This is a genomic window from Vibrio cortegadensis (assembly GCF_024347395.1).
Classification (GTDB): Bacteria; Pseudomonadota; Gammaproteobacteria; order Enterobacterales; family Vibrionaceae; genus Vibrio; species Vibrio cortegadensis.
In genome coordinates, this window is record NZ_AP025473.1 from 207,249 (window position 1) to 228,930 (window position 21,682).

22 protein-coding genes are annotated in these 21,682 nt (G+C 41.7%); 10 read left to right on the plus strand and 12 right to left on the minus strand.

Annotated elements, in window-relative coordinates; genetic code table 11:
• Positions 1–9 precede the first annotated feature (9 nt).
• Complete coding sequence (locus tag OCV39_RS15455) at positions 10–546, minus strand: ATP:cob(I)alamin adenosyltransferase (RefSeq protein ID WP_261889933.1); 537 nt, start codon at positions 544–546, stop codon at positions 10–12.
• Positions 547–754: 208 nt separating this feature from the next.
• Complete coding sequence (locus OCV39_RS15460) at positions 755–1,216, minus strand: TetR/AcrR family transcriptional regulator (protein WP_017052982.1); 462 nt, start codon at positions 1,214–1,216, stop codon at positions 755–757.
• A 598-nt stretch (positions 1,217–1,814) separates the two neighbouring features.
• Between OCV39_RS15460 and OCV39_RS15465 the strand changes: the two genes are divergently transcribed.
• Positions 1,815–2,114, plus strand: a complete 300-nt coding sequence (locus OCV39_RS15465) for a DUF406 family protein (protein WP_017052983.1) — start codon at positions 1,815–1,817, stop codon at positions 2,112–2,114.
• 27 nt (positions 2,115–2,141) lie between these two features.
• Here the strand turns inward: OCV39_RS15465 and OCV39_RS15470 are convergent, their stop codons facing one another.
• Positions 2,142–2,408 (minus strand): DUF1496 domain-containing protein, encoded by a 267-nt coding sequence (locus OCV39_RS15470; RefSeq protein ID WP_113798411.1) that lies wholly within the window; start codon positions 2,406–2,408, stop codon positions 2,142–2,144.
• Positions 2,409–2,478: 70 nt separating this feature from the next.
• On the opposite strand from OCV39_RS15470, the gene OCV39_RS15475 reads away from it, so the two are divergent.
• Positions 2,479–3,081: a hypothetical protein gene (locus OCV39_RS15475; RefSeq protein WP_017052985.1), complete on the plus strand. Its 603-nt coding sequence runs from the start codon at positions 2,479–2,481 to the stop codon at positions 3,079–3,081.
• 46 nt (positions 3,082–3,127) lie between these two features.
• On the opposite strand, the gene OCV39_RS15480 is transcribed toward OCV39_RS15475, so the two are convergent.
• The gene (locus tag OCV39_RS15480; RefSeq protein WP_261889934.1) at positions 3,128–4,234 is read right to left on the minus strand and encodes a 1-acyl-sn-glycerol-3-phosphate acyltransferase; all 1,107 of its coding nucleotides are present in this window, start codon (positions 4,232–4,234) and stop codon (positions 3,128–3,130) included.
• 178 nt (positions 4,235–4,412) lie between these two features.
• Here OCV39_RS15480 and OCV39_RS15485 point away from each other — a divergent pair, with 178 nt between their 5' ends.
• A complete protein-coding gene (locus OCV39_RS15485; protein ID WP_017052987.1) occupies positions 4,413–5,021 on the plus strand; it encodes a hypothetical protein in 609 nt (202 codons plus the stop codon).
• Between the two features lie 87 nt (positions 5,022–5,108).
• Here OCV39_RS15485 and OCV39_RS15490 read toward each other — a convergent pair whose 3' ends face one another.
• The gene (locus OCV39_RS15490; protein WP_017051673.1) at positions 5,109–5,594 is read right to left on the minus strand and encodes a hypothetical protein; all 486 of its coding nucleotides are present in this window, start codon (positions 5,592–5,594) and stop codon (positions 5,109–5,111) included.
• A 29-nt stretch (positions 5,595–5,623) separates the two neighbouring features.
• Positions 5,624–6,136, minus strand: a complete 513-nt coding sequence (locus tag OCV39_RS15495; RefSeq protein ID WP_261889935.1) for a nicotinate-nicotinamide nucleotide adenylyltransferase — start codon at positions 6,134–6,136, stop codon at positions 5,624–5,626.
• Between the two features lie 102 nt (positions 6,137–6,238).
• Here OCV39_RS15495 and nadE point away from each other — a divergent pair, with 102 nt between their 5' ends.
• Entirely contained in the window at positions 6,239–7,069 is an 831-nt protein-coding gene (nadE, locus tag OCV39_RS15500) for an ammonia-dependent NAD(+) synthetase (RefSeq protein ID WP_261889936.1), read from the plus strand.
• Between the two features lie 134 nt (positions 7,070–7,203).
• Here nadE and OCV39_RS15505 read toward each other — a convergent pair whose 3' ends face one another.
• Positions 7,204–8,397 carry a YcbX family protein gene (locus OCV39_RS15505; RefSeq protein WP_261889937.1) on the minus strand — a complete coding sequence of 398 codons (1,194 nt, stop codon included), beginning with the start codon at positions 8,395–8,397 and terminating at the stop codon, positions 7,204–7,206.
• A gap of 239 nt (positions 8,398–8,636) precedes the next feature.
• Between OCV39_RS15505 and pyrC the strand changes: the two genes are divergently transcribed.
• Entirely contained in the window at positions 8,637–9,665 is a 1,029-nt protein-coding gene (pyrC, locus tag OCV39_RS15510; RefSeq protein WP_261889938.1) for a dihydroorotase, read from the plus strand.
• Positions 9,666–9,913: 248 nt separating this feature from the next.
• Entirely contained in the window at positions 9,914–10,837 is a 924-nt protein-coding gene (locus OCV39_RS15515; RefSeq protein WP_261889939.1) for a M14 family metallopeptidase, read from the plus strand.
• Positions 10,838–10,980: 143 nt separating this feature from the next.
• Here OCV39_RS15515 and OCV39_RS15520 read toward each other — a convergent pair whose 3' ends face one another.
• Complete coding sequence (locus tag OCV39_RS15520; RefSeq protein WP_113798426.1) at positions 10,981–11,520, minus strand: manganese efflux pump MntP; 540 nt, start codon at positions 11,518–11,520, stop codon at positions 10,981–10,983.
• Between the two features lie 301 nt (positions 11,521–11,821).
• Between OCV39_RS15520 and OCV39_RS15525 the strand changes: the two genes are divergently transcribed.
• Positions 11,822–12,052, plus strand: coding sequence for a PAS factor family protein (locus tag OCV39_RS15525; RefSeq protein WP_029203261.1), 231 nt, complete (start codon positions 11,822–11,824; stop codon positions 12,050–12,052).
• Positions 12,053–12,192: 140 nt separating this feature from the next.
• Here OCV39_RS15525 and OCV39_RS15530 read toward each other — a convergent pair whose 3' ends face one another.
• On the minus strand, positions 12,193–12,981 hold the full coding sequence (locus tag OCV39_RS15530; protein ID WP_017051664.1) for an AraC family transcriptional regulator: 789 nt from the start codon (positions 12,979–12,981) through the stop codon (positions 12,193–12,195).
• Between the two features lie 99 nt (positions 12,982–13,080).
• Here OCV39_RS15530 and OCV39_RS15535 point away from each other — a divergent pair, with 99 nt between their 5' ends.
• The 3 genes from OCV39_RS15535 to OCV39_RS15545 all read left to right on the plus strand — a co-directional run bounded on the left by OCV39_RS15535 (position 13,081) and on the right by OCV39_RS15545 (position 15,759).
• Entirely contained in the window at positions 13,081–13,974 is an 894-nt protein-coding gene (locus OCV39_RS15535; RefSeq protein WP_113798428.1) for a DMT family transporter, read from the plus strand.
• A gap of 147 nt (positions 13,975–14,121) precedes the next feature.
• Positions 14,122–14,883, plus strand: a complete 762-nt coding sequence (locus OCV39_RS15540; RefSeq protein WP_017051662.1) for a DeoR/GlpR family transcriptional regulator — start codon at positions 14,122–14,124, stop codon at positions 14,881–14,883.
• 153 nt (positions 14,884–15,036) lie between these two features.
• Entirely contained in the window at positions 15,037–15,759 is a 723-nt protein-coding gene (locus OCV39_RS15545; protein WP_017051661.1) for an autoinducer binding domain-containing protein, read from the plus strand.
• A gap of 134 nt (positions 15,760–15,893) precedes the next feature.
• On the opposite strand, the gene OCV39_RS15550 is transcribed toward OCV39_RS15545, so the two are convergent.
• From OCV39_RS15550 to sbcD, 3 genes are all read right to left on the minus strand, one after another.
• Positions 15,894–16,475 carry an acyl-homoserine-lactone synthase gene (locus tag OCV39_RS15550; protein WP_136995093.1) on the minus strand — a complete coding sequence of 194 codons (582 nt, stop codon included), beginning with the start codon at positions 16,473–16,475 and terminating at the stop codon, positions 15,894–15,896.
• A 254-nt stretch (positions 16,476–16,729) separates the two neighbouring features.
• Positions 16,730–20,404, minus strand: a complete 3,675-nt coding sequence (locus OCV39_RS15555; protein ID WP_261889940.1) for an AAA family ATPase — start codon at positions 20,402–20,404, stop codon at positions 16,730–16,732.
• The gene (sbcD, locus tag OCV39_RS15560; RefSeq protein WP_261890152.1) at positions 20,404–21,636 is read right to left on the minus strand and encodes an exonuclease subunit SbcD; all 1,233 of its coding nucleotides are present in this window, start codon (positions 21,634–21,636) and stop codon (positions 20,404–20,406) included. Before sbcD ends, OCV39_RS15555 begins: the two co-directional genes overlap by 1 nt.
• Positions 21,637–21,682: the final 46 nt, after the last annotated feature.

The following is a 21,682-nucleotide window of genomic DNA, read 5'->3' on the forward strand; positions in this document are numbered from 1 at the left end:
TTGTTAAGGCTATTTTTTTGGCATGCTATAACTACGGCTAACAAACTCAACTTCTGGCGACTTTGTAATCTGATTGGTGTAAGAGGCAAGTGCATACATTGTATTCGCCAATAAGTTAGCGTATTTAAATAGAATAGGATCGGGGCTCTTACTACTAGTATGCTCGATCTTAACCAGAGCTCTAACAATCTTTTTTGCCTGACATCGGCAAAGGTGCAACTGGCTTGCGATTGGATGACCACCTGGTAACACAAAGCCTTGAAAGCCTCCGTCTAATTTTTCTCTCAGTTGAACATAATCTTTTTTCAACTCTTCCAGCTCATTTACAGAAATAGCCAGTTTTCCACGGACAGAACCATTCAAATGATAGATATTAGGTTGAACCCGGCTCAATAAATCACGCGAATAATCATCAAGCTCCATAGAGAGCACAAAACCAACACGACTGCACAGTTCATCTGCGATTATTTCGAAATCACAAACAGGACTCTCTTCGTAAATAAATGGATAACAGAATTCATCCCAATCACGGCTTACAGGTTTCACCTCAAGAACTCACTTAAAATTCAATGACTATAATAACAATAACCAACTACTTAAATTGTATATGCATACACAAATAAGTCATACACTCACAATTTCTAGCCAGTATCCACACAACTCATTTTATTGATAACAAGTTAATTTCAATATAACTTTCTTTAAATAGAAAAAAAGCCTCAATATATGAGGCTTTTTTAATATGTAATCAGGCTTATTTGCTCATTTGAACCAGAGATTTACCCAATAGCCACTCTAGCTCTTTAGAGCTTTCAGAACCAAATTGTGATTCAGCAAGTTTGTATAAGCGGTCAATACCATTTGCTGCAAATTCATGAGCATTTTCTGATACAACTACATGGTGGAAAAGCAAGCGTAAAATAGCTAAGAATTCTGCATTTTCCAAAGCAACAAGCCAGCTTTTTGAAAAGCCTTCAAGATCTTTATCGAACTCAATATGTTCCATAAACATTTTAAAAATGCGACCGTCTAATGCTGCGGTAAAGTCAGTTTTCTTAGGAAAGTGATGGCTAATACCAGTGCGAGAAACGCCCGTCTGTTGACTTAGAGTTGTGTAAGACATCTTGTCATAACCCAATCTCAATAGCTGGTCGATAACAGCATCCATAATCTTCTGAATTGTGATTTCAGTATCTTCTTTACTACGCTTTGGCATGGTTTAACGCTCTTCTTTTTTGTAAATCCATCTAATTCAATTGCCTGAACCAGCATGAAAGTAATTATCCGTATTATGTTCTTTATAGAATAAACTGCAAGCTTAAATTTACTACCTGCTTTTCAGAAAGTAACAGCACAACATTAAGCAGTATTACAAATAAACCCTAGAATCAATATGAGAAAAACATTTCTATCAGCGATGTTAACAATAACATTATTAACATTTAAAACAAACTTCGTAACAGAGTAATATGTAATCAATAAGTTTCATATAAATAAATTACATTATCGATCACAATATAAAGCCATAATATTAATTCGTTTTAGAAATACTATTCTGCACATAGATAATCTTATAAAATCCTTCATGAAGCAACTAACTGTCTAACATTCTAACCTTTAGGTGACATAGCTCCATTCAGTAATGTGACTAAGATCACACATGTATTAACCACAAACCGACTATGTACAGAAAGCCACCGCTTTAATAAATAACATAGCATACGATTCATTAAATAGACAAGAATCATTCATTTCTCTAGATGTCGCTCCATTTGCTCGTTAGAATAGCCTCATATTTTGTAAGAGGATTTGTTATGAGTATTGATCTAAAAGAAACTGAAGTATGTGAAGCATGTGGCTGTGCGGGCGAAATCGGTTTTATCATTAAAGAAGGCGATGATGTATCTGAAGTAATGATTAGCGCAACTAGCCAAGAACTACTGGACGCTGAGTTTGCTAAGTACTTAAGTTTAGCCCAAGGTGTATGCAAAAATGTACAGCATGACATTTTGAAATCTACTGATGAGTCAACAGAGCTAACAGCCCGCTTTAAATTTGAAGTCAGTGCTGAAAAGCTTATCTTTGAATTAAAGACTCGTTCTTTAAGACGTTAATTCTGAGATCCACGAATAAAACGAGCACTATTGCTCGTTTTTAACGTCTAACTTCACCCATTTCAACGCTCCATTGGTCTCAAAACTCTTCTCAGCAACACACTCAAGTAAAATATCTGAAACCTGAATAACAGCACCTATGGTATAGGCTTTATCTTCGAAATAGCAGACTCTTTGTCCCAACTCTTCAGTTATGATGAGAGCGGCGCTGGGAGTTGAAACAGTTTTGGCCTGCACTGCATTGGTACATAAACTGATCCCAGTAAATAGTATGATTTTGTTTAAAAACTTCATTACACTACTCTATATAGATATTTATTGCTTACAGCCAATAGCGATAGCAACCGAAAAGTAGGCTCCCCTGATGTACAAAACGATATTACTTGCCAGCACGCTGCTTTTCGCATCACAAGCGATCCATTCCGCACCCTTAGATTCCTACCAACTGCTGAACCATTTAGATAACTATGGCAACCTTTACCTGCGCAATAAACCTTACACCTCGCTACCAAATGATTTATTAGTTAAGGGTAATCTTAATATTGCAAAAACCAGTATCACTCGCTTGCCTGCTGGTTTAAAGGTTCTTGGTAGCTTAGACGCTTCAAATAGCATGGTAAAACAAATTAAAGCTGGTACGTCTATAAAAGGGTACGCCAATTTCATTGGAACACAAATTCAGTCGTGGCCCAAAGGCGTTAAAGTTGGCGGATACCTCAACCTAACCGATACACCGCTAACCAAATTACCGAATCGACTGAAAGTAAAAGGTGATTTAAGCCTAATCCGAACGCCTTTGACCGCATTACCTAACGGATTAGAGGTAGATGGAGACCTGTATATTGGGGGATCCGGTCTTACCGAGTTTCCAGATATTATGACCGTTAAAGGCAACATATTTCTGGGTGGCAATCGCATTTCAAAATGGCCATCAAAACTCAATCTAGGTGGCGCCGTTGCAAAATAATCTGTCTCAGATATGAAAAAAGGAGCGTTTATCGCTCCTCTCTTTCTTATGCTTGATTCTTCACCGGGTTTGCGTAGCTGTCAATCAAATACTGATGCGCCCCCAATGGAAGTTGCTCCAATTTTGATTCAAAATCTCTACGGGTCGCCTCTGTTATTGAGCTATCTTCCTTACCTTCAGCCAGAAGGTTAATCGGGAATAATTTATAATTGTGGTGTATCTGACGATCAATTTCCGTTGCTAATGCTTCAGGCGTTTCGTAATCATCTTCGATCACTTGGCCAAATGCGACATGTACACGAGATTTACGTCCAATGATCCCTTGAATGATACTTTCAATATCTTCAAACTCGCCTTTCTCATAAACGCCATGTGTCGCTTTTTCATATAGCTCACGGGCTTTAGCGATATCACACGGATCATTTTCGTACGATATTGAAACTGGCACAATTTTCAGTGATTTTACATATTCTGAAAAAGGCGTCTTTTGCTTACGCCCTTCCACATGAAACATTTTTAGGATCGCAGGATCGGTAAAATCATTCCCGTCCTTTGCTCTCCCCTCTTTTTGCGCTATCCAAATAGAATTTCCAGTCTCTAATGAGTGCTTGATGTATGAAGAAAGCTGCCCAAGCATTTTCATCATTTCACGAGGTCCTTTTGCAGATCGTTTCACAATAAAACTTTTATTGATCCTCATGAGGTCTGCGGCGCACGGTTTTTTTAATAAATTATCACCGATAGCAATACGAACTGTTCTGTGTTCCTCTTGATACAAACCATAGTTGACCAAAGCGGGATCCATCGCGATATCTCGGTGATTAGACACAAATAAATAAGCCGTATCTTTATCTAAAGCATCAAGCCCAGAGTAAGTCACCCCATCCGTTGTCGTATTCAGAGTATTTTTTAAATACTTTTTCACTTCAAGCTGGATAGCATCAACAGAACGGTATTTACTCCACTTAACTTTCAGGTAAACACGCAAAACAGGACTCATTAAAGTTTTAAACCAAGTCGCATGATTTGAAAATCGATGTTCTAGAATAGCATTGATAAACTCTTCGTCATTAATGAGACGATTAATTGCAGCTGGGATCTCATCATCATTGTAAGGACGGATATCAGCATAAAGATCGGTATTAGAAGTCATTTTTCACTACATCAAATAAAAAAGCTTCTTCATTCTACGCATTGTTGACGACACTCGCAGCTACATAGTCCATACTTTTGACAAGGTCAGACCAGATTATCTCCAAATATCAGACTTATAGTTGGAATTTTTGATCATAACCGTTAATCTTATCGCCCCATAAATTTAGGTTTACACTATGAATTACGCGATTGAACACCAGAACACTAGCTACCCTTACTTGGTCATTACCCCAAGAAAAAAAGTGCTCAAGCATAGTTTAATCACCGTCCAAAGTGGCCTGCTCTTAATTAAGCTTGGAAAAACTGAATACGCTATTGAACAAGGGGAAACCATCTGGGTGCCATTTGATTGCCTAACTTCAATCACTTTTTTTCCAAATACTCATATTCAACGTGTTGATTTTTCAATTCGGCTTACTGACAAGTTCCCAACTCAATCGGGTTTAGTTCGCTTATCAGAACTCTCTCGTGCCGTATTAAATAAGCTAACTCAAAAGAAGCTATCTCCACAGCATGAGAAAGATCTATTAGCGGTACTTAAAGAGGAAGTTCTCTCCCTTCAGCCAACGTTAATTGAAACTCAGCTAAGTCGTGAGTTTAATCAATGGGAGCCTGGAAAGAGTTCTGATCTAGAGCAGATAAATATCTTAGTCATGACAATGCGCGAGAGCAAAAAGCGTCTTCAATCTGGTCAAAAGAAAGCACTTATTATTGAGCAACTTTTCTCCGGTAAAGAAGAAGAGTTTGAGCAGTTATGTCTGCTTGTATTTGGAAGTGAGCTTTAAACATTCCTTTAGTTTAAGCATTCCTTTAGATAGCAAAAAGCCGCTGAGATGCTCTCCTCTTAGCGGCTTTTTTAGATCATTGAAAGTCTAAAATGGCAGTTCGATCTGCATCATGACATCGCCTTGATAAACTTCATGCCAACGGTAATCAAAACGCATTCTAGGCTCACCGCTTTTTTTCTCACCCAGGCCAATACTGATCTGTAAACCGTGATTAGTCAGCCACTCTTCTGTGGTCATTTGGTTTTCATTTTCAGCCAACTCATCTGGCATCCAAATGCCTAGACCAATGTAATTACTAGATATATTTTGCGTTAAGATAGGCTCATCTTCTGGCCTTAATGCCCACTCTGCCCAGTAAGTATTCGGCATTTTTTCTTCTTCAAGCAAGCCTCCTAATGTAGAGACTTGTGAGCTAATCATATCAACACCATTGGCTATTGAGTCACACCAACTGGATTTTGACTCCAACATGACGGATTCATTACTAAAAAAGTCACACCCAGCATAAATCGATGGCGCATAAGCCACAGTTAGCATAGAAGCTATGAACATCTTTTTTAGCATAGTCATCGGACCTCATTAGATTAGCGCTTAATTATCTAATACAGCTTGCTGTGTTGCAACTTTTTACTAACCGAAACCGTGGTTAGATCATCAATTGCCTCACCTGCCATTAATCGATTACGGATATCCGTGCTGCGAACATTGACTGTTTCAGGGCACGCCATCACACACCATCGATGCATTATTTGTTCCGCTTTATAGAATTTTGAAAACTTGAAAAAGTTATCTGGTCCTATAACAAAGGTTATATCGGCATGTGGGTACAATTCTTGAATTCTATTTAAGACCGCAAAAGTGGTGACACTTTTCCCCGGTAGGTACAATTCTTGCTCAACGGTTGAACGCAGTACATTTGGAAGTGCGAGATCAGAGATAAAATCATCCAAAAGTTCACAACGTATATCATAGTCCAGCATGGTTTTGCCCCATGCATGGGCAATACTAGGAACCAATAAGGTGCAATCAAAGTGGGTTAATGAATCAATAACGCTCTTATGGCCTAAACTTGGCGGATTAAACGCACTCCCAAACACTGCTATTTTCTTCATGCCTGACTTTCGCCTATTAAATTGAGTTTTTTAATCAAATGAATTCGGTATGATACTACTAATTTCACTATTTTTTATATTGCTTGCAGAAAAGGAACTCTAATGGAACAACTCATCCGAGATGAAATGCGTGTTCTCCCATCAATTGATGCTCATTTTGAAATTGATCGCCGCGTCGCATTCATCAAGAACAAGCTACAACAATCGGGTTGTAAATCGTTAGTACTTGGCATCAGCGGTGGGGTCGACTCCACAACCTGTGGCCGACTTGCGCAATTGGCAATTGATGCCCTAAATACAGAATCAAACTCGCAGGCTTATCAATTTATTGCCGTTCGCCTTCCGTACGGTGAACAAAAAGATGAAGATGAAGCACAACTAGCGCTCTCTTTTATTCAACCGAGTCACTCTGTTTCTGTCAACATTAAAGCAGGCGTTGATGGGTTACATTCGGCTTCTCATGTTGCTTTAGAAGGCACGAACCTTCTTCCAACTGACTCAGCAAAAATCGACTTTGTTAAAGGCAATGTTAAAGCACGAGCACGGATGGCAGCGCAATATGAAATCGCTGGCTATGTTGGCGGCTTAGTAATTGGTACTGACCATTCAGCTGAAAACATTACTGGCTTCTATACCAAGTTTGGTGATGGCGCTTGCGATATGGCGCCACTGTTTGGACTAAACAAGCGCCAAGTCCGTGAGTTAGCCGCAACTTTAGGTGCTCCTGAACAGTTAGTAAAAAAAGTGCCTACCGCAGATTTAGAAGAACTTGATCCACAAAAAGCGGATGAAGATGCTCTGGATTTGTCTTATGAACAGATTGACGACTTTTTGGAAGGCAAGCCTGTTTCACAGGATGTCACCAACCGTCTAGTGAATATTTATAAAGCGACTCAACACAAGCGCCAGCCAATTCCTACGATCTATGACTAGCTCTAAACTCTAAACTCTAAGCTCTAAGCTCTAAGCTCTAAGCTCTAAGCTCTAAGCTCTAAGCTCTAAAAAGCATAAAGGCTAACAACACTCGTTGTTAGCCTTTTTTAAATCACAAGAGATGAACACGAAGCTTAATCAATCACTTCGATATCCGTTTTAGGGACGCAGCAACAGGCTAAAATTTTCCCCATGCTCCTCTCTTCATCTTGTATAGCAGGAGCATCAAAATGATCGACCTTGCCAGACTCTAGCGTCATCATACACGCACCACAGATGCCAGCACGGCAACTATTCATAATCGACAACCCAGCGTTTTCGGCTTGTTTCAGTAATGTATCTTGGTTATTCCCTTCAAACAGATAGCCATTCACACTCAATTGCAGCGCTTTTTCTTCTGCCGCGACTAATTGAAGATCGTCAACGCCTTCATTTTCACCAACATTCCCGCTTGAAGTATCTTGATAGAACTCTTTCTCATTGGTTTCTAAAACTTCGATTACATCTCCGGCTTGGATCAATCCTTCATTTTTTGCCACTAGGTTTTGCCCAAAGAAAACACCGCCACGCTCATTAGCGCGAAAACGAGATAGTGTATTCAGCGGCTCTTTCGTTGTTCTGAATTCGCCTTTTTCCACATCGACTGTAGTCAGAATGCAGCGTTCACAAGGCTTTACTGCTTCAAACTCTACTTCACCGATACGAATACGCTTCCAACTATCTTCAATGAATGGCTCAGAACCAGACACCACTAAATTGGTTCTAAATTGATCCATTGAGTGAAATTCAGGACTACGTCTGTTCAGCTCATCTAATGATTGTTGGCTAATAATAAGCACAGGGTAACCATCAGCAAAACTGACATTATGGCCAAGTTTTTCGCGCACTCGATTAGACTGCTCCCCACAAAATAGAAACTCTACTCGCAATCCGAGAACTTGGCTAAACCAATCATCAGCACAATCCGTCGTGGTATATGCAGTAAAGGTATCTTTCCATACTTGTGCTGGTGACTCTTGCATTTTGAATTCCGAATACACCAGTTTTAGGGCAGGCATTCCGGGGTACGTAAACATAACGCCATCCGCGACTAAGCAAGATTTCACTTTCACCATCTTTGGGTATTTTCTAGCGGTCACCATGCTTCCATCAGACAGCGCAATCATAAATCGACGATCGAAGCTTAAACCTTGCTTCTCTACCCATGAATTTGAAAGCGAGATCCCTCCAACAGATTTAGCAGGGTAAACATTAATTTGAGTAAGTGTTGGGGTGGAGTCTGCGTGTTGAGTGACTTTGCTGCGAGGTGTTGTATTTTGAGATGACATTACTAACCCTATCCTTTGTGTTCAGTATCTAACATTTCTATTTTGCCATGCTAACAAACTTCTGCTTACAAAAGAATTCACCGTCATCCCAGAAATACGAAGGAAAAGTCAGAAAGAAGATGAAATCAAATAGTATTTCCTCTATCATCCTGTCGCCTAAACGGAAGCGATTGCATTCACACTTTTCGCTCTATTTAGGCTCCAATCACATAACTATTTTAATTGGTGGGAGCTTATAAATGACAACACTTACGATCACTCGTCCAGACGACTGGCATGTTCACCTTCGTGATGGTGACGTTCTTGCGGACACCGTTCGAGACATTAGCCGTTACAATGGCCGTGCTTTGATCATGCCAAATACCATCCCACCCGTCACTGATACTGAAATGGCGTTAGCGTACCGCGAGCGTATCATGGCAGAAAAGCCAAGTGCTCAATTTAAGCCTTTGATGGCGCTTTACCTAACAGACAATACCACTGCTGATGAAATTCGTACTGCAAAAGCATCAGGTGCTGTTGTTGCTGCAAAGCTCTACCCTGCTGGCGCGACAACCAATTCAGATTCTGGCGTCACTTGTGCTAAAAATATTTATCCGGTTTTAGAAGCGATGCAAGAAGTTGGTATGCTGCTCCTCATTCACGGCGAAGTCACTGCTCATGATGTCGATATCTTTGACCGCGAGAAGGCATTCTTAGATACCGTTCTCGCTCCAATTGTGAATGACTTTCCGAACCTAAAAATCGTGTTAGAGCATATCACAACAGCCGATGCCGCCGATTTTGTTAACCGTGCAAACGACAACGTTGCTGCAACTATTACTGCTCACCACTTATTGTATAACCGCAACCACATGTTAGTTGGCGGAATTAAACCTCACTTTTACTGCTTGCCAATTTTAAAACGCAACACCCACCAGCAAGCTTTAATTGCAGCCGCAACCAGTGGTAGCAAAAAGTTCTTTCTAGGAACCGACTCTGCCCCTCATGGTAAGGGTAAAAAAGAGGCCGCTTGTGGCTGTGCTGGTTCATATACCGCTCACGCCGCACTAGAACTGTATGCTGAAGTTTTTGAACAAGAAGGCAAGCTTGAGAACTTAGAAGCATTTGCAAGTCACAATGGCCCTGATTTTTATGGGCAAGCGCGTAATACCGATACAGTCACACTCGTTAAAGCAGAGTGGACCGTTGCATCAACCATGCCTTTTGGACAAGATATTGTTGTGCCAATCCGAGCTGATGAGACCATTGCTTGGACGGTTAAGTAAATATTCGTTGTGCTAAATTAATCTAGAATTCAACTCAGACATAACGGCAATGAGCGATAATGTTCATTGCCGTTTTTATTGACTTAGCATTCACCTGAGCGGAACAATCAATAGCTATCATCTATCAAGATTCATCACCTCTACGCACCGATTCGCCCCTGAAATCTATTCACTTTAAAAAATCTTTTGCTCGATTCATTTCCGCTGTTACTCTCATAAAACAAGCATCTCAAAAACAAGGCTCAGCAATGCAAAGCTCATACTTTTATCCAATCGGAACCGCTGGCGTCAAATGGACGCAGAAAGAGAAAGACGCATGGCGTGAACAAGTCACAATTAAACGCTCTTACCAAGAAGAAGTGGTTTCAAAAATCACAGCACTAAACGCTGATTTTGACATCGAACAATACGGTGCACTGAGCTACGACCCTGACCGCTACCCTCTTTTTGCGATTAAAACTAAAAATTGGGATCCCTCAAAACCGACCATTTTAATCACTGGCGGCGTTCACGGATATGAAACCAGTGGTGTTCAGGGGGCTTTGACCTTTCTACAAACTCAGGTTCACCACTATTTAGACCGCTTCAATTTTGTCGTAACGCCGTGTATTAGCCCTTGGGGTTACGAAACGATTAACCGTTGGAACCCACTTGCTATCGATCCTAACCGTTCGTTTTATGCCAATAGCCCAGCAGAAGAATCCGCATCAGTGATGCAGTTTGTTAACGCTCTCAACATTGATTTTCTCATGCACATAGACCTGCATGAAACAACAGACACGGATGAATCTGAATTTATGCCTGCACTTGCTGCTCGCGACGGTGTGGAGTATATCGAAGAAGAGGTGCCTGATGGGTTTTATACCGTGGGAGATTCGGAACAGCCTGTTGAAGCCTTCCAAAAAGCAATCATAGACTCAGTAAGAAAAGTGACTCATATCGCTCCGCCAGATTCTGACGGCAATATTATTGGCTCTCCAGTCACTCAAGAAGGAGTCATCAACTACCCAATGACTGAGCTTTCTCTTTGCGGTGGAATGACGAATTGCCAATTTGGTTCAACAACAGAGGTTTACCCTGATAGCCCGAAGGTGACAGATGAAGAGTGTAATAAAGCTCAAGTCGCAGCCATTGTGGGTGGGTTAAATTACCTGATTGAGCACTCAGTGTAGGGTAATTCAATTTAACTAATTATGCTTTTAGCTGCATCGTCGCTAAAAGCATAATTTATTATCACTTATCAGTAAACGAAGCCGAAGCGATCCAATCGTGTTTCTAGATACTGAATCGATATTAGGCAAAGATCAGTCTGCGGTTATGTACAAACAATTTTTATACCTATCAGTATAAGTGTCACGCCTCCAAGTAATTCCATTTTACTTTCCAGCCAAGTTCCACATTTAGAACCGATAAAAATTCCCCCCCAGCTAAATCCGAAGGTTATTAGCCCGATAATCGTACACGCTATCATCGGATTAACATCCAGAACCGAAAGAGTGAAGCCTGCTGCAATGGCATCAATACTGGTTGCTATCGCGAGAAAAAACATCACTTTATGGGTTATATCACGGATATTTTTCTCTGCTCCGTCCGACATCGATTCGTGAATCATTTTGCCACCAATCACGACAAGCAGGAGAAAAGCAACCCAAGGTGCATATGACTCAGCAAATCCTAGAACGCCCTTTCCACCTAGATAACCCAAGAGCGGCATCGCGCCTTGAAAAGCACCAAAATAGACTCCCGACATAAGCGCTAAAGCTCTAGAATTTTTAATATGTTTTGCTCCAAGACCAATAGATACAGCGAACGCATCCATACTGAGAGCAATGGCTAAAATAACGACATCAACCAAGGACAATTTCCTGAGGTATAAAATTTTGGAGTGGCATTATAGATAAGCGAGCCTATTTGTTCCAGTTCAATCCGTACAAGAAGGTAATGTTTAAAGCCAACACTGTAAACATCACTCTCATGTGCTTACATCTTACCCTTAATTGCTTTGATCGTTGGGCGAATATGGGGCTAAGAATGTCATAAGTCACACATCAATCTGAGACCCATTGTTATGTGACTGACATCGCAGACGTCCGGAGAATTTACAGATATAACGAATATGCAACCCATTCAGTAATTAAGGGATTACGATGAACACCATTTCCACTCTAATTTACGATACCCTGATAGACCTTTCGAATAATGAACCAGAACAACACGCCGAAATTCGACAAAATTTATATAATCAATTAGATCTACCTTTAGATAAGCAAAGAACGTTATATTCAAACGCACTCGGACCAGCAAGCTCTGGAAAACTAGAGAAAAGGGCAGATTTCGACAATGCATTAAACGTCGCCATCAGAGCACTAGAAACGCCTGAAAAATAAAAATTAGCGGCCATGATCCCCCATAGGCCGCTAATTCCATGAACGACTAAAAGAACGTTCTTCTCCGCCAACGCCTCAAGAATACCCATTGCTTTTTCTCTAAACAGATCTCTTAATAACCTGACCGTTGGTGTAATCCCTTACAGCAAACGGTTTTTGTATTGCTCCGGCGTGAACCCCGAATATCGCTTAAACATTGTGATAAAAGGGCTTGCTTGGTTGTAACCTAGAGTTAAGGCCACCTCTTTAACCGACTGACCGCTGCGCAGTAGCTCCATCGAATGTAGATATCGCACCCTTAATCGCCACTCGGTATAACTCATCCCTAATTCGCTTTGACAATAACGAGCAAGCGTTCTTTCCGTGGTGTGAACTCTGCTTGCCCAATCTGCGAGTGACATATCATCGGTTGGGTTCTCCTCTATCGCTGCAAGAATAGGCGCTAAGTATTTATGATTGCTAGACGGTAGAAAGTGGTGTTCAACCTCTTCCGTTGCCAGTTGATCAAGCAAAACTTGAACCAATCGCTTGTCAGATTCCGATTGTGCAATGTTGACATCTCGACGTCGTAAGTCATCAATAATGGCAGACACAATTGGGGTGACTTTTATCAAACTAGTCTGGTTTGGAAACGACGCGGTTAGCTGATGAGCGATATTCAATGAACAGTAGTCGAGGGGCTTACGATTATAACTGCAATGCATCACATTTGCGGGAACCCAAATCGCTAAATGGGGAGGAGCAAGGAAACGGGTTCCTTCAGCTTCCATTTCCAAAATCCCGCCACTGATCAACTGAACTTGCCCCCATTCGTGGCTGTGAGTTCTTGTTTCAGTATTCGACAAAAACGCTTCAAAATTCATAAACACATCTGATGGTGCGTTTTCCGTTGATAAGGATCGGTGCAGCTTTCTCGGCGTTTTTTTCAAAATTGTCTTCCTATCACGCTGAATGTCTTTCTGGAGATATTTATAATTATAGCGACCAAATACACTAGCTCCAACGATTAATTACTCGATGGATATCACATGAATTATCTCTTACCTTTCTTTACCGTAGTGATCTGGGGCGGCAATTCCATCGTAAATAAACTGGCGGCATCAGCAATAGAGCCTAGTGCTATGAGCTTTTTCCGCTGGTTTTTTGCCATGGCTCTTTTAACGCCTTTCTGCTTACCATCGCTCATTCGCCAATGGAAAACCATAAAACCTTATATCCGTAAGATCGCATTTCTTGCTCTACTCGGCATGGTATTGAATCAGTCACTAGGCTACTACGCAGGACTTACCACAACTGCATCAAACATGTCTCTTATTATCTCTTTGGTTCCATTGCTTAGTGTCTTCATTAGCGTCCCGTTATTAGGTAAAAAAGTATCAGGCTTAAGCATTGTAGGTGGGGTTTTGTCGCTTTTAGGCCTAACTTTCATGCTCGGGAAGGGTGATATGCTGTTTTTCACCCGCCAAGAAATCACTCAGGGTGACGGCTTAATGGTGATCGCGGCATGCATTTATGCGGTGTATTGCGTTCTTCTAAAGCGTTGGAAAATGCCTTTCTCTAACTGGCTTTTCATCTACATGCAGGGGCTATGTGCTGTGATTATGCTGACGCCACTCTGGCTGACCAGTGACCAGTTACTACCCACACAAGCGTCTTATAGTTTGATCGCTTATGCCGCCATTCTGGCATCGGTCATTGCACCTTGGATGTGGGTAAAATCGATTGCAATCATCGGGGCTGATTCTACTGCGATGTTCATGAATCTTTTACCTGTCATAGCGGTCACGTTAGCCTCGACGCTGCTTGGAGAGACAATCCAGAGCTATCATCTGATGGGCGGTATTTTGGTGATATCTGGCGTTATTCTTTCACAAATTAAAACATCTAAGCAAGTTGCCGTTATTGCCAAGAGTGCAGCTTAACATCAATGTAAATTTTCTTTTTTGCTTTCGTTTATGTGAATCCACGTCAAAGACGAGCACAATAGCCTGTGAATTTGTTCGAAGTTATTGAAATTGCGCCTTCACAGCGTACACTAAAATGAATATTCGCAATAAGGAAGTTGGTTAGTGAAAGCAGTTAAACGCCATCAAGAAATTATTGAACTCGTTCAGACTCATGGTTTTGTTAGTACCGATGATTTAGTCGAACGATTCAACGTAAGTCCTCAGACAATCCGTAGAGACCTTAATGAGCTCGCAGATGACAATAAGCTACGACGTAATCACGGTGGTGCAACACTAGCATCAAGCTCTGAAAACTCATCTTATCAATCTAGGCAAGTCTCCTTACAGCCAGAAAAAGAGAAAGTCGCTGCCGCTTTGGTTAAACATATCCCCAACTGCGCCACTCTATTTATTGATATTGGTACAACGCCGGAAGCTATCGCTAGAGCACTTTTGGTGAACCATGAACAGTTAAGGATCGTCACCAATAATATTAATGTGGCGACAATTCTTATGACCAAGCCCGACTTTAAAGTCATTCTCGCCGGTGGTGAAGTCAGAAATATTGATGGTGGTGTGACTGGTGAAGCGACACTGGATTTTATCTCTCAATTCCGCTTAGATTTCGGTATTTTAGGAATAAGTGGCATCGACCACGATGGTTCGTTGCTTGATTTTGATTATCATGAAGTTAGAGTCAAACGAGCTATTATCGAAAATAGCCGCTGTGTATTACTAGGGGTTGACCATACTAAATTTGGCCGAAATGCGATGGTAAAACTGGGCACAATAGCTGATGTCGATATCATCATTACGGACACACCTCCCCCTGAAGAGATCGATGCCTTTGCAAAAGAGAACTCCGTTACTATTGAAGTCGTCTAGTACACCACTTAATGCTTCATCGATGTCACCAAGTAAGAGCCAGTGAGTGTCAATATGGAATGATTTTTTATCAGAACAGGTGCATATACTGTATATTACTGATATATTTATATTTAATCAGTTCTGATATTTGGCACAAGGTCTTATTTATTGATGAAGAAAATACTTCGATTAATAGAAGAGAATCGAGAGATCTCAAGTCATGAGAAACTGGAAAGTGTGTTATTTGATCTAAATAACATCATTGATCATGAGTATTTTTTATTTGGGTTATCCTTAAAACCAACGCTGACTACCTCTGAAACCTTACTCACTGACAACTATCCTCCTGCCTGGCGCGAACAATACGATCAATCTGGTTTTATGCACGTTGATCCTATTGTGAAATACAGCATTCATAACTTCTTGCCAATCCAGTGGGATAGAATCAAAGAACTGACCAATAGCGGCGACGAGATATTTGAAGAAGCTCGCTGCAACGGGCTCAAAAAAGGCTTCAGCATCCCTGTTCATGGACTACGAGGTGAGTTTGGTATGATTAGTTTTGCAACATCGGATGTAAAATCCTACTCACTGCAAAACCGTAGCATCGAAATATCGCAGCTTATTGTTCCCCTTCTGTCTAATAACATCCACAACATCGCAAAGTGTCATAATGATGCAGCACCAAGAGCGGTTCTCACTGCTAGAGAAACCCAGTGCCTAACATGGGCGGCGGAAGGGAAAAGTGCTTGGGAAATTGCGACCATAATTGGTTGCTCTGAACGTACGACGAAATTCCATATCAGTAATGCCTGCAAAAAACTTAATGCGACCAACCGATATCAAGCCATCACTAAAGCCATTTTAGGTGGTTATATCAACCCACTACTTTAACAATATCCTCTGTTAACACTATCCTTTAAAAATGAGCACAAAGCGATTAATCACTTGTGCTCATGCTTTGTTTCTTTATCACCTAACTAAAGTGACGATTCATTCACCTATCTAGATGACTAAACACACGTCGTTTAAGCGCCTACACTCTCCCGGTAGTGATTATTCATTGGTATATGCAAAGCGACCGATTTTGTGTCACCCAACATATGAACCTTTTGGTCGCCAATTCGAGAACAAGGGATCCCCATACGTTTAATCAGCTTTTCTACTCCTGCAGATGTCACTGTGACATAAGAATCAATCTGTTTGTCTTGTGCATGGTAATAAAGAGATTGGAACATCTTCAGCGTGATATTACTCACACCTCCAACTTTGCGCGAGAAGTCTTTATCAACCGCGAAACGGCTTAATTCATACACCTTCTCATCAACAGGCGCACTGATCCCCCCCAACAGTTCGGGAAAGGTGTTCTTCAACATATAGTCCGTTGTGGTCGGTAAGATCCGCCAGCATCCCACCATACTACCTTCGTCTTCCATTGCGTATAAATAGTGAGCTAATTCAACATCATACTGGTCTGTTTCCATCTCTTCGCTGGTTTCTAAATCCCAGTGTAAACGGGCAGAAAAAACTTTGTAGCGCAATTTCAGTAAGTTGATGTAATCATGCTTTGGTATTGCATTGAGGTTGTGTGAATGGATTTGTATTGTCATTGTTGTATCTCCTTGTATGTGGAAATACAACAATGCGCAATAATCTCATTCTACAAACCTGTCCGATCGGACAGTACCGCATTCTCAATATCTAGACTAAAATCGAATGTAAATTGATAGAATAACTAACTGTCAGTTGGCTTTTAAAAGGTACACCTTAAAATAAAATACAGTACCGAATCGGCTTAAAAAAACACCTAGCATTAGCTAGGTGTTTTTTTATGTTTAAAATAAATGGTTTATTTATCAAACTATTAATTTCTATACTGGTTATCCAAAACACTTACCCCTAAGCCACTTTTTTTCGTTACTTTTAATTGAGTAGGAATTCGCTCTTTCATCGCTTCAATATGACTAATCACCCCAATCATCTTGCCAGATGCGTTCAGGTTATCTAAAGCGTCCAAGGCAATATCGAGCGTTTCTGCATCTAAAGTACCAAAGCCTTCATCTAAGAAGAGGGAATCAATACTGGTTTTATGGCTCACTAAATCAGACAGCGCCAACGCAAGTGCCAAGCTCACCAAGAAGCTCTCTCCTCCAGAAAGGGTTTTGGTGTCTCGTGATAAATCACCTTGCCAGGTATCCAGAACAGCAAGTTCTAAACCGTCACTCTCTTTGCGTTGAAGTAAGTATCGACCATGTAAACGATCCAATTGCTTATTAGCAAGGTACACTAAGTTATCCAGCGTTAACCCTTGAGCAAATTTGCGGAATTTATCCCCTTTCTGCGAACCAATAAGCGAATGTAAATACTGGATATCATCATACTGCTTTCGATAAGCGTCAATCTGTTCAAATAATGACTGTTGTTCTTCTCGTCGAAGCGCGTCTGAATGCAGTTCATTGCTGATTTCACCTTCACGCTTAGTCAACTGTTCCACTTGTTGTTGAGTGACTTCGCATTCAGTTAAGACTACAGCAAGCTCAATCGCGCTCCATTGTGTAGCTTGCTCATGACGCTGTAAGGTATCCAATCTCTCTCGTGCAGCTTTCACCAGTGCCCCAGCACCGTCAAATCGCGCTGTTAACCCCACTTTGAGATCGGTCAAACGCTTGACTTCATCTTCACTTAACAAGGATTTTTCCAAATCTGCTTGAGTTGAAAATGGGCTCTGTTGCAATAATGCCTCCCACTCTTTCTGCTTACTCTCGACACTCACAACGGACAATTTATGAGACTCATCTAGAGAGTTCACCTCACCACTAATGGTTGAAAAACGCTGCGATAAGTCACTATTTGTCGCCAAATGTTGCGAAAGCAGATTTTCAGAATCAGAAAGATTGCGCTGCAAACTAGAGCGCTCTTGAGAGACCGATTTGTCACCAAATAGGGTATATCTCTGCTGCGTCGCGACTTTCTGATCTTGTGTCAGCGCTTCTGATTTTTTGACCAGTTGTTGAGTTTCAGATATCAATTCAACACTGCGCTGTTGGCCATGCTTCTGCTCCATCTGAATAGCGTCGATCTGCTTTTCTAACTCAAGCTTCTTATCTTGGTTTTCCTGCCAAGATTTAACGTCTTGCTCTTTATTCACAAACCAATTCGCAATTTTCGATACATCATCAATGCGATAGCCTAAGCTTTCTATAGCCTCTAGCAGCACTGCTATTTGCTCTTTTGATGTTACGTCGAATCTCTGTAACGATTCATTCGCATCTGCCTGCGCTTGCTGATGATTTGCAAGAAGTTGCTGGTGCAATTGAACTTGGCTAACACAGCGATTGTGCTCGTTCTCCGCTTTTAACTGAGCTTGGCTAGCTTGATGACACTGCTTTTCTAATTGTGATAGCTGTTCAAGTTGTTGGGTTATCTGCTTATGCTCCTGCTCTAACACCGAACCTAACTCTGCGACCTTATCCAGCTGTGTAATGTCTAACTCAAGCTCTAAACGTGCCGTTTGACTTCGCCACTCTCGCTGAACGTTATCCAACTGAGTACTAAGCCATGCTAGACGTTCAAGGTTGTCTTTCAGCTGCCTAGCAATGGAGTCTAATTCAACGGCCACCTCTTTCCCTTGCTGTTCAATTTTTTCAAACTCTGCAACGACGCTCCGCTTTTGCTCTAATAAATCTGACGTTTGATCCGGGTTTGCATAATCCACATTCGGGTGCTCAACAGAGCCGCATAGCGCACACTCCATGTTCGGCTTAAGTAATGAACGGTAGTAAGCTAAATGTTCTTCTTGCCCCACCTGTTGCTCAAGAGAAGTGATTAGCTGCTTCTTAGTTTGATATTGCGTTCTTAGATGTTCACGAGTCGAATTTAACTGCTGTTGCTTCGCCTCTAGTGTTTGATTATCAGCTTGCTTGTCGTTGCGTTCTTTATTGTACTGCTGCCATTGACTGTTTAAATTGGTCAACGTATGGCGAGATGTTAGCTTTTCACTAATTTGACTTAAATGACGCTCTAAAGATGTTTTATCACTCGATTGAAGTAATACCGTCCACTGTTGATTCAGGGCAGCATGATGCTCACTCGCCTGCTTCAATTCGAGATCGGCTTGCAACTGAGCCTTTGTGCTACCCTCTAGAATTTCCTGTTCTGAAGCAATCGCAGCTGCGAATTTTCCTTCTTGCGCCGCTTGTTCCAGCTTTTGTTTCTCAGTCTCTTGCCACTGCTTATGTTGCTGCTTCCATCCAGTGAGCTGCTCTGCTACGTCACGATCACTTTGATGTTGCGCTTGGTACTGCGCTGTCACTTCTAACGCACTCTGACAATCCATCAACTGCTGGTTTAATACTGTGGATCCTTGAGTTAAGTGTTGCAACTGCTGCTCTAACTTCGCCTTCTCTTCTGCAAGCTTGCTGAGTTGGGATGCCAACGTCGCCAGTTGATTATCCAAAGGGATCACTTGATCATTAAGCAGTTTTTCTTGCGTTTTATGTGCAGATCGAAGTTCTTCGTGTTTCGCTTTCACCGTATTGAGTCTATTTTCAGCAAGCGTTTTCTGTTGATTGATCTGCTCTAATTGCAGCTGCTTGGTCGTAAGTTGCAACTCAATTTTGCTCTGTTGCGATTGAGCGTCTTGGAGAAGAGTAAATGGCGTTCGCAATTTTTCTGCTGGTTCACTTTGAGCCAAACGTAACAATTCAGCCTGCGCTGCTACCTTATCGTTTTCTGCCCCCTTTAACTCAAGTTCTGCGTTAGTCAGATTGATTTTCTCTTTCTCAACTTGCTCCCACCAGGCTCTATGCGCTAGCCAGTTTTCCACTTGTAAACGAGCTTGAGCGACTGAAGCTTGAACCTGACTCTGTGACTTCTGGAGTTCGCTCTTCTGTTCTTCAGTCAGAAGCTGTACGCCTTGAGCTCGTGACTCTAACTCAGCCAGTTCTTGCTTGGCAGTACTGAAATGTTCATGGACTTTTTCTGATATCAGTCCGTAAATTTCAGTTCCCGTTAGCTCTTCTAATAGCTCAGCTCTTTCCGACTCTTTAGCATTTAGGAAGGCGGCAAATTGACCTTGAGACAGCATCATAGATTTTGTAAATCGAGCGAAATCGAGCCCCGTAATAGTTTCTACCAGCTCTGTTTTTTTCTTAATCTGATTAGCCAGAACTTTGCCACTTTCAACTTCAGAAAGCTCCACTTGTGCGGCTTGTAAGTTACCATCCGCTTTTCCGCGTGAACGACGCATGCGCCAAAACGAGCGATAAGCCACGCCTTTTACTTCAAACTCTACTTCTGAAAAACATTCCGCAGTGCCACGAGTCATGACCTCATTATTCGATGTCGATAACGGCCCTAACCTCGGAGTGCTGTGGTACAACCCTAAACAGATAGCATCTAAGAGCGTGGTCTTTCCTGCACCCGTTGGCCCCGTTATCGCGAACAGGCCATTATCGACAAATGGGGACTGAGTAAAGTCGATCTTCCATTCGCCCTTAAGGGAATTTAGATTGCCAAAAAATAAACTTAGAATTCTCATTAGTCTGCCTCCTTATGTTCTACTTCGGAGACAATTTGGCGGAATTTATCTTTCATTCGAGCCAACCTTGCCTGCTCCTCTTCCCCTTCAAACGTCTCTAGTTCAATTCGTTTACCAAACACATCAAAAGGCGTGAGTTCAGCTAAGGTTTCACTCTTCTCTTGGGTTAAACCCGCCTGTTTTGGACCACGAGCTCGACGTAGTTGCAGCACTTCAAAAGGCTTACCTTCAACCATGCTTTGTACTCGTGCTTGTAGATCAGAGAGATAATCTTGCTCTTTCACTTCGATAGAGATCCACATGCTGGCATTCTCGGCAGTGTTCGCAAGGTCATCCAATTGGGTTTCAATTTCTACGAGATTGCCTTTTAGCATCGCCATGGCTTGAAACATGGGTACTTCAACCGTTGAGACCAGTGCATTGCGGCTAGTGTCAAATTCAACTATAACCACCTGTTTTTGAGACTTCAGTTCATCAAAGCTAAGAGGAATAGGCGATCCGCTGTAACGAATATGCTCTTTTTTAGCCACGAGTTGAGGGCGATGGATATGACCAAGCGCAATGTAATCGGCTGGCGGAAAACCTTTAGCATCAAAGCCATCAAGGGTTCCGATGTAGATATCGCGAACAGAGTCACTTGCTGTAACACCAAGGGCGGTTAAGTGGCCCGTAGTAATGATTGGAACATCGATCTGTTTTTCTGATCGTTGTTCAACCGCGAACTCAAAAAGTTGGTGGTAATGTGATTCTATCGCCTGACCCAACGCTCTCTGCTTATCCGTTCCGCTCGCTCCAGATTGGCTGACAACAACATCTCGCGCCCGCACAAAAGGGACGGCACATAACAGTGCACCTACTTGATGATGCTCATCTTTCAATTCAATCAATTGTTCAGACAAGTTATCACTGGTATTGGCGATAACATGGGTATTTAAACACGCTAATAATTGTTTAGATTCATTCAAGGTTGAGACGGAATCATGGTTGCCACCAAGAACCACCAGCTGACAATTCAACTGACTGAGATCCACCACGAACTGATTGTACATTTCTCGGGCATAACTAGGAGGCGAACCAGTGTCAAACACGTCACCAGCAATAATGATGGCATCGATATTTTGGCTTTGAACTAACTGTAATAACCAAGCAATGAACTGTTGATGTTCCTGTTTACGGCTCTTAGTGAAAAAATTTTGCCCTAAATGCCAATCGGAAGTATGAAGAATGCGCATAGCGAGAAAGATCCCAATATAAAAAAGCTCTGTCATCGTCATGAAA